This is a genomic window from Pseudoxanthomonas wuyuanensis (genome assembly GCF_900215535.1).
In the GTDB taxonomy this organism is placed as follows: domain Bacteria; phylum Pseudomonadota; class Gammaproteobacteria; order Xanthomonadales; family Xanthomonadaceae; genus Pseudoxanthomonas_A; species Pseudoxanthomonas_A wuyuanensis.
In genome coordinates this window covers 266,210-278,061 of record NZ_OCND01000002.1, presented here as the reverse complement: position 1 = coordinate 278,061, position 11,852 = coordinate 266,210, and the positions used below count along the sequence as shown (strand labels likewise).

General features: G+C 68.1%; 14 protein-coding genes. 5 read left to right on the top strand and 9 right to left on the bottom strand.

What is annotated here, in order from left to right:
- Positions 1 to 74: 74 nt before the first annotated feature.
- Positions 75 to 266: a rubredoxin gene (locus CRO39_RS06295; protein ID WP_097121023.1), complete on the bottom strand. Its 192-nt coding sequence runs from the start codon at positions 264 to 266 to the stop codon at positions 75 to 77.
- Between the two features lie 65 nt (positions 267 to 331).
- Between CRO39_RS06295 and thiE the strand changes: the two genes are divergently transcribed.
- The 3 genes from thiE (at position 332) to CRO39_RS06280 (ending at position 2,975) form a co-directional block, all read left to right on the top strand.
- Positions 332 to 973: a thiamine phosphate synthase gene (gene thiE / locus CRO39_RS06290; RefSeq protein ID WP_097121022.1), complete on the top strand. Its 642-nt coding sequence runs from the start codon at positions 332 to 334 to the stop codon at positions 971 to 973.
- Between the two features lie 98 nt (positions 974 to 1,071).
- On the top strand, positions 1,072 to 2,364 hold the full coding sequence (hemL, locus tag CRO39_RS06285; protein ID WP_097121021.1) for a glutamate-1-semialdehyde 2,1-aminomutase: 1,293 nt from the start codon (positions 1,072 to 1,074) through the stop codon (positions 2,362 to 2,364).
- Complete coding sequence (locus CRO39_RS06280) at positions 2,361 to 2,975, top strand: HAD-IA family hydrolase (RefSeq protein WP_097121020.1); 615 nt, start codon at positions 2,361 to 2,363, stop codon at positions 2,973 to 2,975. The genes hemL and CRO39_RS06280 overlap by 4 nt, the downstream gene beginning before the upstream one ends.
- A 154-nt stretch (positions 2,976 to 3,129) precedes the next feature.
- Here the strand turns inward: CRO39_RS06280 and CRO39_RS06275 are convergent, their stop codons facing one another.
- Entirely contained in the window at positions 3,130 to 4,359 is a 1,230-nt protein-coding gene (locus CRO39_RS06275) for an acetylornithine transaminase (protein WP_097121019.1), read from the bottom strand.
- A 95-nt stretch (positions 4,360 to 4,454) separates the two neighbouring features.
- Here CRO39_RS06275 and CRO39_RS06270 point away from each other — a divergent pair, with 95 nt between their 5' ends.
- A complete protein-coding gene (locus CRO39_RS06270) occupies positions 4,455 to 5,327 on the top strand; it encodes an ion transporter (RefSeq protein WP_097121018.1) in 873 nt (290 codons plus the stop codon).
- A 5-nt stretch (positions 5,328 to 5,332) separates the two neighbouring features.
- On the opposite strand, the gene CRO39_RS06265 is transcribed toward CRO39_RS06270, so the two are convergent.
- The 5 genes from CRO39_RS06265 to CRO39_RS06245 all read right to left on the bottom strand — a co-directional run bounded on the left by CRO39_RS06265 (position 5,333) and on the right by CRO39_RS06245 (position 8,510).
- Positions 5,333 to 5,869 carry a cysteine hydrolase family protein gene (locus CRO39_RS06265; protein ID WP_097121017.1) on the bottom strand — a complete coding sequence of 179 codons (537 nt, stop codon included), beginning with the start codon at positions 5,867 to 5,869 and terminating at the stop codon, positions 5,333 to 5,335.
- A 25-nt stretch (positions 5,870 to 5,894) separates the two neighbouring features.
- Positions 5,895 to 6,332: a VOC family protein gene (locus CRO39_RS06260; protein WP_097121016.1), complete on the bottom strand. Its 438-nt coding sequence runs from the start codon at positions 6,330 to 6,332 to the stop codon at positions 5,895 to 5,897.
- A 127-nt stretch (positions 6,333 to 6,459) separates the two neighbouring features.
- Complete coding sequence (locus tag CRO39_RS06255) at positions 6,460 to 6,891, bottom strand: HIT family protein (RefSeq protein WP_097121015.1); 432 nt, start codon at positions 6,889 to 6,891, stop codon at positions 6,460 to 6,462.
- Positions 6,891 to 7,712 carry an SDR family oxidoreductase gene (locus tag CRO39_RS06250; RefSeq protein WP_097121014.1) on the bottom strand — a complete coding sequence of 274 codons (822 nt, stop codon included), beginning with the start codon at positions 7,710 to 7,712 and terminating at the stop codon, positions 6,891 to 6,893. Before CRO39_RS06250 ends, CRO39_RS06255 begins: the two co-directional genes overlap by 1 nt.
- A gap of 132 nt (positions 7,713 to 7,844) precedes the next feature.
- Positions 7,845 to 8,510, bottom strand: coding sequence for a protein kinase family protein (locus tag CRO39_RS06245; protein ID WP_274382245.1), 666 nt, complete (start codon positions 8,508 to 8,510; stop codon positions 7,845 to 7,847).
- A gap of 72 nt (positions 8,511 to 8,582) precedes the next feature.
- Between CRO39_RS06245 and CRO39_RS06240 the strand changes: the two genes are divergently transcribed.
- Positions 8,583 to 10,607, top strand: coding sequence for a bifunctional DedA family/phosphatase PAP2 family protein (locus CRO39_RS06240; RefSeq protein WP_097121013.1), 2,025 nt, complete (start codon positions 8,583 to 8,585; stop codon positions 10,605 to 10,607).
- An 88-nt stretch (positions 10,608 to 10,695) separates the two neighbouring features.
- On the opposite strand, the gene CRO39_RS06235 is transcribed toward CRO39_RS06240, so the two are convergent.
- Positions 10,696 to 11,274, bottom strand: coding sequence for an LON peptidase substrate-binding domain-containing protein (locus CRO39_RS06235; protein ID WP_097121012.1), 579 nt, complete (start codon positions 11,272 to 11,274; stop codon positions 10,696 to 10,698).
- A gap of 111 nt (positions 11,275 to 11,385) precedes the next feature.
- Positions 11,386 to 11,739, bottom strand: coding sequence for a S8 family serine peptidase (locus tag CRO39_RS06230; RefSeq protein ID WP_274382248.1), 354 nt, complete (start codon positions 11,737 to 11,739; stop codon positions 11,386 to 11,388).
- Positions 11,740 to 11,852: the final 113 nt, after the last annotated feature.

Below are 11,852 nucleotides of genomic sequence, written 5' to 3'. Positions count from 1 at the left end.
TGTCGCGATGAGGCTCTACCGGTAACCCGTCGCGACTTACGTCGCTCCTACAACAGCAACGGAGCGGCGGCCCCCTAGTCGGCCTCGATCATCTCGAAGTCGTCCTTGGTCACGCCGCAATCCGGGCAGGTCCAGGTATCGGGGATGTCCTCCCAGCGGGTGCCGGGGGCGATGCCCTCTTCCGGCAGCCCGGCAGCCTCGTCGTAGATGAAGCCGCAGACCACGCACATCCAGGTGCGATAGGTGGTGGCGGTGGTGTCGGTCATCGGATAATACGCAGGCGGGGGACTGCCATTGTCCCACTCATCCCTTTCCACCGGAAGTTTTGCCGATGAATTCCCACTGGCCGCAGCCCGGGCCGGCGCCGCGCGGCCTTTACCTGGTCACCCCGGACCAGGCCGACACCGACCGCCTGCTGGCGCGGGTGCGGCCGCTGCTGGCCCATGCGACCTGGCTGCAATACCGCAACAAGCAGGCAGGCCGCGCCCTGCGGCACGAACAGGCGTCCGCGCTGCAGGCGCTGTGCGCGCAGGCCGGCGTGCCGTTGATCGTCAATGACGACGCGCATCTGGCCGATGCCATCGGCGCGGCCGGCGTGCACCTGGGCGAGGATGACGGCGACATCGCTGCCGCGCGCGCGCTGCTGGGGCCGCAAGCCATTGTCGGCGCGTCCTGCTATGACGAACTGGCCCGTGCGCAGCGTGCGGTAGCCGCCGGCGCCAGCTATGTGGCCTTCGGCGCTTTTTTTCCTACCCAAAGCAAGCTCACGACCCGTCGTGCCGACCCGCAGCTGCTGGCCCAAGCCGCCGCACTGGGCGTGCCGCGGGTGGCGATAGGCGGGATAACCCCGGACAATACGCCGGCATTGATCGCCGCCGGCGCGGATCTGGTGGCGGTGATCGGCGGTGTGTTCGATGCGCCGGATCCGGTGGCCGCGGCCCGCGCCTACCGCGAATGTTTCACGAAGCCATGACTGCCCTGTAGGAGCGACGTGAGTCGCGATGAAAGGTCGGTAAAGCTTCATCGCGACTCACGTCGCTCCTACAAAACGCTCTCTTGGATGGAACACTTATGAACCACGACCAGTCCCATGCCCTGTTCGCCCGCGCCCAGCAGCTGCTGCCCGGCGGCGTCAACTCGCCGGTGCGCGCGTTCAAGTCGGTCGGCGGCGAGCCGTTCTTCGTCCAGCGTGCCGACGGCGCCTGGCTGTTCGATGTGGACGGCAACCGCTATATCGACTACGTCGGCTCATGGGGGCCGATGATCGTCGGCCACAACCATCCTGCGGTGCGCGAGGCGGTGCAGGCGGCAATCCAGAACGGCCTGTCGTTCGGCGCGCCGTGCCCGGCCGAGGTGGCGATGGCCGAGACCATCACCCGGCTGGTGCCGTCATGCGAAATGGTGCGGATGGTCAACTCCGGCACCGAGGCCACGCTGTCGGCGATCCGGCTTGCGCGCGGCGCCACCGGCCGCAACCGCATCGTCAAGTTCGAAGGCTGCTACCACGGCCATGGCGATTCGTTCCTGGTCAAGGCCGGCAGCGGCATGCTGACCCTGGGCGTGCCGACCTCGCCGGGCGTGCCGGCCGGGCTGAGCGAACTGACGCTGACGCTGAGCTACAACGATGCCGACGGCGCCACGCAGTTGTTCGAACAGTACGGCAACGAGATCGCCTGCCTGATCATCGAGCCGGTGGTCGGCAACGCCAACTGCCTGCCGCCGCGCGCGGGCTATCTGCAACATCTGCGCGAATTGTGCACGCAGCACGGTGCGCTGCTGATCTTCGACGAAGTGATGACCGGTTTCCGCGTCGCCCTGGGCGGCGCGCAGGCGCTGTACGGCGTCACTCCGGATCTGACCACGTTCGGCAAGATCATCGGCGGCGGCATGCCGGTGGGCGCCTATGGCGGCCGCCGCGAACTGATGCAGCAGATTGCCCCGGCCGGCCCGATCTACCAGGCAGGCACGCTCAGCGGCAATCCGGTGGCGATGGCCGCGGGCCTGGCGATGCTGGAGCTGATCCAGGCGCCGGGTTTCCACGACCGGCTGACTGCGGCAACCCACGCGCTGTGCGATGGCATGGAAGCGGCTGCGGACGCGGCTGGTGTGGCGCTGACCACCACCCGCGTCGGCGCGATGTTCGGCCTGTTCTTCACCGACCAGCAGGTGGACACCTATGCGCAGGCGGTGGCCTGCGACACCGCCGCGTTCAACCGCTTCTTCCACGCCATGCTGGAGCGTGGCGTCTACCTGGCGCCGTCGGCGTTCGAGGCCGGCTTCATGTCGGCCGCGCACGATGAAGCGGTGCTGGCGCAGACGCTTGACGCCGCGCGCGAAGCGTTCAAGGCGGTGGCGGCCGGATGAAGCCGCGCATCCGCCAGCTGCTGTTCGACTTCGACGGCGTGCTGGCGCATTACCAGCACGAATTGCGTATCGCGCACCTGGCGGCGTTCGCCGAGTGCCAGCACGAGCGCGTACGCGAAACGCTGTTCGACTCCGGCCTGGAAACCGAGTACGACGGCGGCCTGATCGATACGGCCACGTACCTGGCGCGGCTGGGCGACGGCATCGGTACGGCGGTCGACGAGGAAATCTGGATCGGCTCGCGCATGGCCGGCAGCCGCGCCGACGAAGGCGTACTTGCGCACATCGGCGCACTGGACCCTGCCTTGCCGTTGGGCGTGCTGACCAACAACGGGCTGCTGATGGCCAACGCCATCGCGCGCATCGTCGCGCCGGTGTTCCCGCGCCTGGACGGCCGCGTGCTGTGCAGCGGCGGACTGCAACTGCGCAAGCCGGACACCGCGATCTACGCGCGTGCGCTGGAGCAGTTGGGCTGGGAGGCCGGCACTACGCTGTTCGTCGATGATGTGTTCGCCAACGTGCAGGGCGCCCGCAGCGCCGGCCTGCATGCGGAAACCGTCGGCGATGCCCGCGCGCTGGGCAGGGTGCTCAAGCGCTACGGACTGGTGTGATGCATCTGCTGCAGGAGCGACGTGAGTCGCGACCGAGCGCCGACGATAGATACGAAGCGATAGTTCGCTAACCGACGCGTAGCGGCGTGTCGATCACTGCGATGGTGTTCCTGCCGCGCGGTCGCGACTCACGTCGCTCCTACGGAGTGGACGTTCATTTCGCCGCGAAGGCGCGCAATGCGGCGTGCAGGCGCTTCAGGCCTTCGGCGATTTCCTCGTCGCTGATGTTCAGCGCGGGCACCAAGCGCAGCACGTCGGGGCCGGCCTGCAGCAGCAGCAATCCCTGCGCGGCGGCATGATCGAGGATCTCGCCGGCGCGCCCGGCGTATTCGGGCTTCAGCACCGCTCCCAGCATCAGGCCGCGGCCGCGCACCTGGGCGAACAGGTTCAGTTCCTGATTGAACGAATCCAGCCCCTGCCGCAACGCGGCGGCCTGCCGCGCCACGTTGTTGGCGATCGCCGGCGCGGCCAGCTTGCGCAACGCCACCCGCGCCACCGCCGCGGCCAGCGGATTGCCGCCGAAGGTGGTGCCGTGCGCGCCGAACTGCATGACCTCGGCGACCTTGGGCCCGGCCAGCATCGCGCCGATCGGAAAGCCTCCGCCCAGTGCCTTGGCCAGCGTCACGATGTCGGGGACGACTCCGTCCTGCCAGTGCGCGAACAAGGTGCCGGTGCGGCCCATGCCGCTCTGGATTTCGTCCAGCGCCAGCAATGCGCCGTGGCGATCGCACAGCTCGCGCACCGCGGCCAGGAATCCCGGCGCCGCCGGCATCACTCCGCCCTCGCCCTGCACCGGCTCCACCAGCACCGCGGCAACGTCGCCGCAGGACATGGCGATTTCCAGTTGGGTGAGGTCGTTGAAATCGACATAGCGGAAACCGGCGGGCAGCGGTTCGTAGCCTTCCTGATACTTCGGCTGCGCGGTGGCGGTGACCGCCGCCAGCGTCCGTCCGTGAAAGCTGCCGCGGAAGGTGACGATGACCCGGTGATCCGGCGCGCGGCCCTGGCTGGCGGCCCAGCGACGGATCAGCTTGATCGCCGCCTCGTTGGCCTCGGCGCCCGAGTTGCACAGGAACACCCGCGAGGCGAAGCGCGATGCGGTGACCAGTTCCTCGGCCAGGCGCAGCGGCGGCTCGCTGTAGAACACGTTGCTGGTGTGCCACAGCTTGCCGGCCTGCTCGGTCAGCGCGGCGACCAGATCCGGATCGTTATGGCCCAGGCCGCACACTGCGATACCGGCCGACAGATCGATGTACTCGTGGCCGTCGCGGTCCCACACCCGCGCGCCCTGGCCGCGCTCCAGAATCACATCGCGAGGCCGGTACACCGGCAGGTAGTATTTTTTTCCGGTGGCAAGCAGGTCTGGGGTGTTATCGGCGGTCATGGCGGAAGGACATCGGCGGCAGTTCGCCGGCCATTGTCGCCGATCGCGCGCCGCTATGCGGCACAATGCGGCTACGCAGCAAAGGAGACTTGTCCATGCGCCTGTTGTCGGCTCCCCAGCTCAATCCGGCCAGCGAAGACGGCTGGCGGCGGCGCTGGTTCGACATCATCTTCCGCCACGACACCCCGCCGGCGCGCAACTTCGACCTGCTGCTGGTGCTGGCCATCGTAACCAGCGTGACCGTGATCGTCGCCGACAGCGTCGCCGACATCCACGCCCGCTACGGCGGCTGGCTGTACGCGCTGGAGTGGGGGTTCACAATCCTGTTCAGCGCCGAATACGCGCTGCGGCTGGCCACGGTGAAGCGGCCGCTGCGCTATGCGCTGAGCATCTGGGGCGTGATCGACCTGCTGTCGATCCTGCCGACCTACCTGTCGCTGCTGCTGCCGGGCAGCCAGAGCCTGCTGGTGGTGCGCGTCCTGCGCATCCTGCGGCTGTTCCGCATCCTCAAGCTGACCCAGTACGTCGAGGAAAGCGGCGTGCTGCTGGGGGCGCTGTGGCGCAGCCGGCGCAAGATCCTGGTCTTCGTCAGCACCGTGCTGACGCTGGTGGTGATCTTCGGTGCGCTGATGTACCTCATCGAAGGTCCGCAGCACGGCTTCACCAGCATTCCCACCAGCATGTACTGGGCCATCGTGACGATGGCCACGGTGGGTTTTGGCGATATCGCGCCGCAGACCACGTTCGGACGGCTGGTGACCTCGGTGCTGATCCTGATCGGCTACAGCATCATCGCCGTGCCCACCGGCATCTACACCGCCGAGCTGGTCAGCAGCCTGCGCGAGGCGGAGGCCGACCGCGGCCACCTGGACCGCCGCGGCTGTCCGGACTGCGGGCTGGAAGGGCATGAGCCGGAAGCGCTGCACTGCCGCCACTGCGGCCACCCGCTACCGGCGCCGACGCCCTGACCGCATCACTCGGAAAACGCGATCTCCGCCGCTGGCAGGGCGCGGATTTGCGGTCCGAAACTGACGATCTCCGGCAGCGTGGCATTGTGGTGCGCACGGATCAGCGCCGCGCTGGCGTGCGGCTTGTCGTGGGTGGTATGCGCGTCGGCGGCCAGAATCACCGCGTAGCCGTGCGCGGCCGCGCTGCGCGTGGTGGTGTCGACGCAGAACTCGCTGGCGTAGCCGCAGATCACCAGTTGTTCCACGCCCGAAAACGCCAGCACCTCGTCCAGCCCGGTGCGCAGGAACGCATCGGGCGTGGTCTTGCGGATATGGTGATCGCCCGGCTGTACCTGCAGTTGCGGATGCAGCGCCCAGGCGGGCGAATCGGCCTCCAGGCCGCCAGCGCGTTCGTGCTGGACGAAGATCACCGGTGCGCCGGCGGCGCGTGCGCGCTGCGCCAGCTGGTTGATACGCCCGATAACCGCATCGGCATCGGCAGGACGCGGCTCGGGGTCGAACAGTCCGCATTGCACATCGATCACAACCAGGGCGGAATTCATGCTTACCTGCGGGTTGGGGAACGGGCTACCAGCTTCCGGTATTCGGCATCGAAAGCCAAGGCTCCTGCGGCGGCAAGCGGTCGCCTTTCTGCAACAGTTCGATCGAGATCAGATCCGGACTGCGCACGAATGCCATGCGCCCGTCGCGCGGCGGCCGGTTGATGAGCACGCCCTGCGATTGCAGGTGCGCGCAGATGGCGTAGATATCGTCGACTTCGAAGGCCAGATGGCCGAAGTTGCGCGCATTGCCGTAATCCTCCGGCGGCGATCCATCGGCCGGCGGCCAGTTCCAGGTCAGTTCGATCTCCGCCTCGGGATTGGCCGGCGCGCCGAAATACACCAGGGTGAACCGGCCTTCGGCATTTTCGATGCGCCGGGTCTCGGTCAGGCCCAGGCCTTCGGTGAAGAAGCGGCTAGTGGCGTCCAGGTCGTGGACGCGGATCATGGCATGCAGGTATTTCATGGCGACCTCATTGGAGTGGTGATTTGCGCGGGCGGTTCACGCGGCAACGGCGCAACCGTATCGGTGCGGACGCGCGCAAGCGGAAAGGCGGGTCCCTTTCGCACCGCGAGGAGACCGGATGCCGACATCAGCGCTGTTCCCGGCAGTATGGATGCAGTTGCGCCGCCAGATCGTCGAGCCGGGCGCGCGACGCCGGCGGCGGCAGGCCGCCCGGATAGAGGCGCAGCAATCCGTCCCGGTGCAGGCGCGGTTGCAGATGCAGATGGAAATGCGGCACCTCCTGCCCGCCCGCCTGGCCGTTGGATTGCCACAGGTTGAGTCCGGGCGGATCGAAGCAGGCGCGCAACGCCTTGGCCACACGCACGGCAAGCTGCATCACCTCCGCGGCGGTGCCCGGTTCCAGCGTATAGATGGTTTCCACATGTTGCCGCGGTATCACCAGCACATGACCGGGCACCGGCTGGCGGAGGTCAAGAAAGGCGATGGCCTGCGCGGTTTCGGCAACCAGGCTGGCCGGTGCGGTACCGGCGGCAATGGCGCAGAACGGGCAATCCGTCATCACGCGTCCACAAACAGATCCGGCAGCAATGGCTGCGAAGGATCCACGGCGTACTGCGAGAAATCGTCCATGCCAGCCTCGCGCAACACCGTCTCGTCGATCAGGAACCGGCCGAAGAACCCGGCCGCCGGCCGCACCAGCACCGCATGCGCGGCATCGGCGACGATGTCCGGCTTGCGGCAGCGCGGAATCTCCACGCCGGGAATCATGTTGAGCGCGTCGGTGGCGATGATGGTGCGCGGCCATAGCGCGTTGACCGCCACGCCCTGCGGGCCGAATTCGCCAGCCAGGCCCAGGGTGACGAAACTCATGCCCATCTTGGCCAGCGTATAGCCGGTATGCGGCGCCCACCATTTGGGATCCAGCGACGGCGGCGGCGCCAGCGTCAGGATGTGCGGGTTGGGCGCCTGCAGCAGATACGGCAGGCAGGCCTGCGCGCACAGGAAGCTGCCGCGCGCGTTGACCTGGTTCATCAGGTCGAAGCGCTTCATCGGCGTGTCCAGCGCGCCGGCCAGCCAGATGGCGCTGGCGTTGTTGACCAGGATGTCGATGCCGCCGAAGGTGTCCACGGCGGCCGCCACCGCCGCACGCACGCTGTCCTCGTCGCGGATGTCGCACTTCAGCGCCAGCCCCTGCCCGCCAGCGGCGGCGACCGCCTCGGCCGCGCTGTGGATGGTGCCGGGCAGCTTGGGATTGGGCACCGACGACTTGGCCGCGACGGCGACATTGGCGCCGTCACGCGCGGCCCGCAGCGCAATGGCCAGGCCGATGCCGCGCGAGGCGCCGGTGATGAAGAGGGTTTTGCCGTGCAGCGTCGCCATGCTGGCTCCTTTGGGGTAAACGGTGAATGGCGAAGTCGGCTGCTTCGCAGCCTGTGAAGGGAAAGCCAACAGCCAACGGGTTCAATGCCTCGCAGCGCCATCGGCGCGACTTTACTATCGACCCTTTACCGCTCAGGGTTTCGGCCCCTGCCCTTCATTGTCTTCCCACTTCAACAGCTTGCGGGTGACGAAACGGTAGACCGGCTTGCCGGTGCGGAACCAGGCATCGCGCAGCCAGGAATGGCGCTTGAGCAGGCGCCGTTCGACCGGGGTCAGCGCCTGCGGGCAGTACATGCGCTTGTGTTTGAGCAGGTGGCGCAGATCCTCGCGCGCCAGCAGCCGCATCCAGCGCGAACGCGGCCGCCCGCGCACCGCCAACTGGAAATCGATCACCGCCGGACTGCCGTCGGCCAGCACCAGCCAGTTGGCTTCCTTGGCCAGGTCGTTGTGGGCGATGCCGCGGCGGTGGATCTGCTGCAGCAGCCGGCGCGCGGCGTGGAAATAGGCGACATCGCCGCGCGGCGGCCGCTGGTACATCGCATCGCCTTCCATATAGCTGCGGTCCAGCCGCACCCCGTCCCAGCCCAGCAGTTGCGGCGTGGCCGGCTGTCCGGCCAGTTGCCGCAGCGCCAGCGCCTCGCGCCGGGCCAGCCGCCAGGCCGGCAGCCGCAGCCACCACGGCGAGGCCGTCAGGTCGCGGCGCACGAAAACCCCGCGCCCGTCGCGCATCAACGCGATGCGGCCGAAGCTGTCGGCTTTCAGGGCGGCGATTTCAATCGGTTGCGTCGATGCTTTCACCGCCACAGTTTACGCGCGCCGCCGCTGCGACGGACGGCTGCCAGTCACCCGGCCCGCCTATAATCGCCGCCAATGAATTCCTCCTGGTTCGATAACCTGCTGGCCTGGATCAGCGCGCATCCGGTGGCCGCAGGCGCGGTGATCTTCGCGATCGCATTCTGCGATGCGGTGATCGTGCTGGGAACATTGGTCCCGGCGCTGCCGCTGATGTTCGCGGTGGGCGTGCTGATTGGGCTGGGCGAACTGTCGGGACCGTACGCCTTGCTGTGCGCCGCGGTGGGCGCGTTTGCCGGCGACGCCACCAGTTTCTGGGTGGGCCACCGCTGGGGGCCGCAACTGCGCAGCCACTGGCCGTTCAGCAAGTACCCGCAGTTGCTGGGCCGCGGCGAGCTGCTGTTCCGCCGCAATGCCCTGAAAAGCATCCTGATTGCGCGTTACGTCGGTCCGATACGGCCGTTCGTGCCGGCGGTGGCCGGCATGCTTCGGATGCCGCTGCGCCGCTACGTGCCGGCCAGCGGTTTTGCCGCCCTCTCGTGGGCGGCGCTGTTCCTGCTGCCGGGCTGGATGCTGGGGCATGCCTACGATGCGGTCGCCGCGGTCGCCGGCCGGCTGGGGCTGGTGCTGGGGCTGCTGCTGATCGTGCTGGCGCTGGCCTGGGCGATGGTGCTGTACACCTACCGTTGGTTCGCCGCCCACGCCGACGCGCTGCTGGCGCGGGCGCTGCGCTGGTCGCACGCGCATCCGGTGCTGGGACGGTACTCGGAGGCGCTGTTCGATCCGCGGCGGCGCGAATCGGTGCCGCTGGCGCTGCTGGCAATCCTGCTGTTGGCCATCGTCTGGGTATGGTTCGCGTTCCTGGTGCTGGTCATCGGGCACGGCGAACCGCTGACGATAGACCTGGCGGTACACGAGCTGATGCTGGCGCTGCGCAACCCGCTGGCCGACTACCCGCTGGCGGCGGTCGCCTCGCTGGGCGACGAGCAGGTGCTGACGCCGGCCGCGCTGCTGGTGCTGCTGTACCTGGCCTGGCGCAAGCGCTGGATGGCGGCGGCGCACTGGCTGGCGGCGCTGGCGTTCGGACTGGCGCTGACCGCCTGGCTGGGCGCATCGGTGGACATTCCCAAGCCGCCTTCGGTCAGCAGCGGCTTCGGGTTTCCGTCCATTGCGGTCACCATGGCCACCATCACCTTCGGCTTTTTTGCGGTGCTGATTGCGCGCGAGCTGCCCGGCCGGACCCGGGTCTGGCCGTACCTGGTCTCCGGCGTGGTGGTGGCGCTGATCGGCTTCGCCCGCATCTATCTGGGCGCGCACTGGCTCAGCGATGTCATCGGCGGCATGTTGTTCGGCATCGTCTGGTTGCTGATCCTGGGCATCGCCTATCGCCGCCGGATGGTGCGTTCGTTCTGGATCAAGCCGCTGGCCTGGCTGTTCTATGGCGCGTTCGCCGCCGCCGCGCTGTGGCATGCGCCACGCAACATCGCGCCGATGCTGGCGCAGTTCCAGACCCCGGTCGTACTCCAGACCATGGATCTGCGGACGTGGTGGGACGATGGCTGGCAGCGATTGCCGGCGCGGCGCAATGAATTCGACGACGAGCAGCGCTGGCCGCTGGATGTGCAGGTGGCCGGCCCGCTGGCACCGCTGCAGGCCAGCCTGGAAGCCGACGGCTGGCGGGCGCAACCGCAGGCCGGCTGGGAGCAGGCACTGACGCTGCTCGATGGCGATCTGCCCGACCAGCAGCATCCGGTGCTGCCGGCCACGCTGGATACCGAGGCCGAAAGCCTGCTGATGCTGCGCAACGGCGAACGCCCGGACGAACTGTTCGCGCTGCGGTTATGGCGTTCCAACCGGTTGCTGCAGCCCGGCGCCGAACCGGTCTGGATCGGCAGCGCCCAGGTGCTCAAGCACCAGCGCGCGTTCGGCCTGTTCGGCTTGTGGCGGCCGCTGCGCGAGGCTCCCACCGCGTTGGAAGCGGTCGCCGCCGCCACTGCCGGTTTCGAACACGCGATCGCGCCGCATCCGCAGTCGCAGCTGCCGGTGCTGCGGTTGCGCACGATAGGCGAGGAACCCTCAGAACCCGTTCCCGATCCGTCGTGAGCGAAGGCAGAGCCTGTCCGGTACCTGATACGGGGCAGGCCATGGCGGAGCGGAGCAAACGCAGCGCAGCAGGAGCGTGAACAGGTTCTCAGGCGATCAGTGACAGCAAGCGATCCAGGCGCGCATGCGGATCGTCTTCCTGCAATACGCTCAGCCGCTGGGCGGCCGTTATCGGCAGCAATTCGGCCAGCCGCCAGCCGACCCAGGCGGCATGATCCATCTGCGTCGGCGTCACCGCGATGGCGGCATCGCCGATCTGTGCCAGCAGGGTCTGCAGCAGCGTCGCCAGCAGGCCGTGTTCGGGCCGCAGCACGTCGTCCGGGTCCAGCGCGCGCCACTGCACATCCGCCGTCACCAGGCCGTTGTCGCGTATGCGCGTGCGCTGCACATGGAAGCGGCGCTTGCCGCGCAGGCGCAGCGTCAGCAACCCGTCCGGTCCGGTGTCGAAATCCTCGATGACCGCCTCGGTGCCGAATGCCGCCGGCGTGGCCGGCGCGCCGGCCTCCTCGCCCTGCAGGATCAGGCAGACGCCAAAACCGCGGCCGCTGCGCCCGCAGTCGCGCACCAGATCCAGATAGCGGCGCTCGAATATCCGCAGGCTCAGCGCCGCGCCGGGCAGCAGCACGGTGTGCAACGGGAACAACGGCAGGTTTTCGTCGGAAGGCATCAGGCGCAGTTTACGGCCGCGCCCTGGTTTGTGAAGCAGACGTATTCGGCACGGCACGAACCGGCGGCCACCCTGCCGGATGGCCGCCGGTCATAACGCCAATGGCAGGACTCAGTGACCTACGGCCTTGCGCGCATTCACATGGCCGGCGCCGAACGTCTCGTCGTTGCCCGGCTTGCACAGATCGTCGGCCGAAGCGCGCAGGATCCGCGCCACTTCCGAAGGCGCTAGCTCGCCGCCATGCTTGCCGATGATCAGCGCGGCAACGCCGGAAACATGGGGCGCGGCCATGCTGGTGCCCGCGGACCAGCCGTAGCCGCCGGTGCCGGAGGTGGTGCTGAACACCATGTCCCAGACCCAACAGGCGCGAACGATTCCCTTGAAGGTGCAGTCTTCTTCGCCCGGATAATCGTAGTTGCCGCCCGGTGCGCCAAAGTCGATCGCCGACTGGCCGTAATCGCTCAGGCCAATCCATCGCGACCGATGCGGTGCGCCGGCGGCTTACCGCATCCTACGTTGGCTACGTTGGCGGCGAACCGCGCCGCATGCCGCCGGTAGGATGCGGTGAGCAAAGCGAG

Bases quoted from the DNA above. Each gene is read 5' to 3' on its own strand.
- CRO39_RS06260 (WP_097121016.1), bottom strand. From the start codon at position 6,332: ATGAAATACCTGCATGCCATGATCCGCGTCCACGACCTGGACGCCACT.
- CRO39_RS06275 (WP_097121019.1), bottom strand. From the start codon at position 4,359: ATGACCGCCGATAACACCCCAGACCTGCTTGCCACCGGAAAAAAATAC.
- CRO39_RS06250 (WP_097121014.1), bottom strand. From the start codon at position 7,712: ATGGCGACGCTGCACGGCAAAACCCTCTTCATCACCGGCGCCTCGCGC.
- hemL (WP_097121021.1), top strand. From the start codon at position 1,072: ATGAACCACGACCAGTCCCATGCCCTGTTCGCCCGCGCCCAGCAGCTG.
- CRO39_RS06240 (WP_097121013.1), top strand. From the start codon at position 8,583: ATGAATTCCTCCTGGTTCGATAACCTGCTGGCCTGGATCAGCGCGCAT.
- CRO39_RS06270 (WP_097121018.1), top strand. From the start codon at position 4,455: ATGCGCCTGTTGTCGGCTCCCCAGCTCAATCCGGCCAGCGAAGACGGC.
- CRO39_RS06265 (WP_097121017.1), bottom strand. From the start codon at position 5,869: ATGAATTCCGCCCTGGTTGTGATCGATGTGCAATGCGGACTGTTCGAC.
- thiE (WP_097121022.1), top strand. From the start codon at position 332: ATGAATTCCCACTGGCCGCAGCCCGGGCCGGCGCCGCGCGGCCTTTAC.
- CRO39_RS06295 (WP_097121023.1), bottom strand. From the start codon at position 266: ATGACCGACACCACCGCCACCACCTATCGCACCTGGATGTGCGTGGTC.
- CRO39_RS06255 (WP_097121015.1), bottom strand. From the start codon at position 6,891: ATGACGGATTGCCCGTTCTGCGCCATTGCCGCCGGTACCGCACCGGCC.
- CRO39_RS06280 (WP_097121020.1), top strand. From the start codon at position 2,361: ATGAAGCCGCGCATCCGCCAGCTGCTGTTCGACTTCGACGGCGTGCTG.
- CRO39_RS06235 (WP_097121012.1), bottom strand. From the start codon at position 11,274: ATGCCTTCCGACGAAAACCTGCCGTTGTTCCCGTTGCACACCGTGCTG.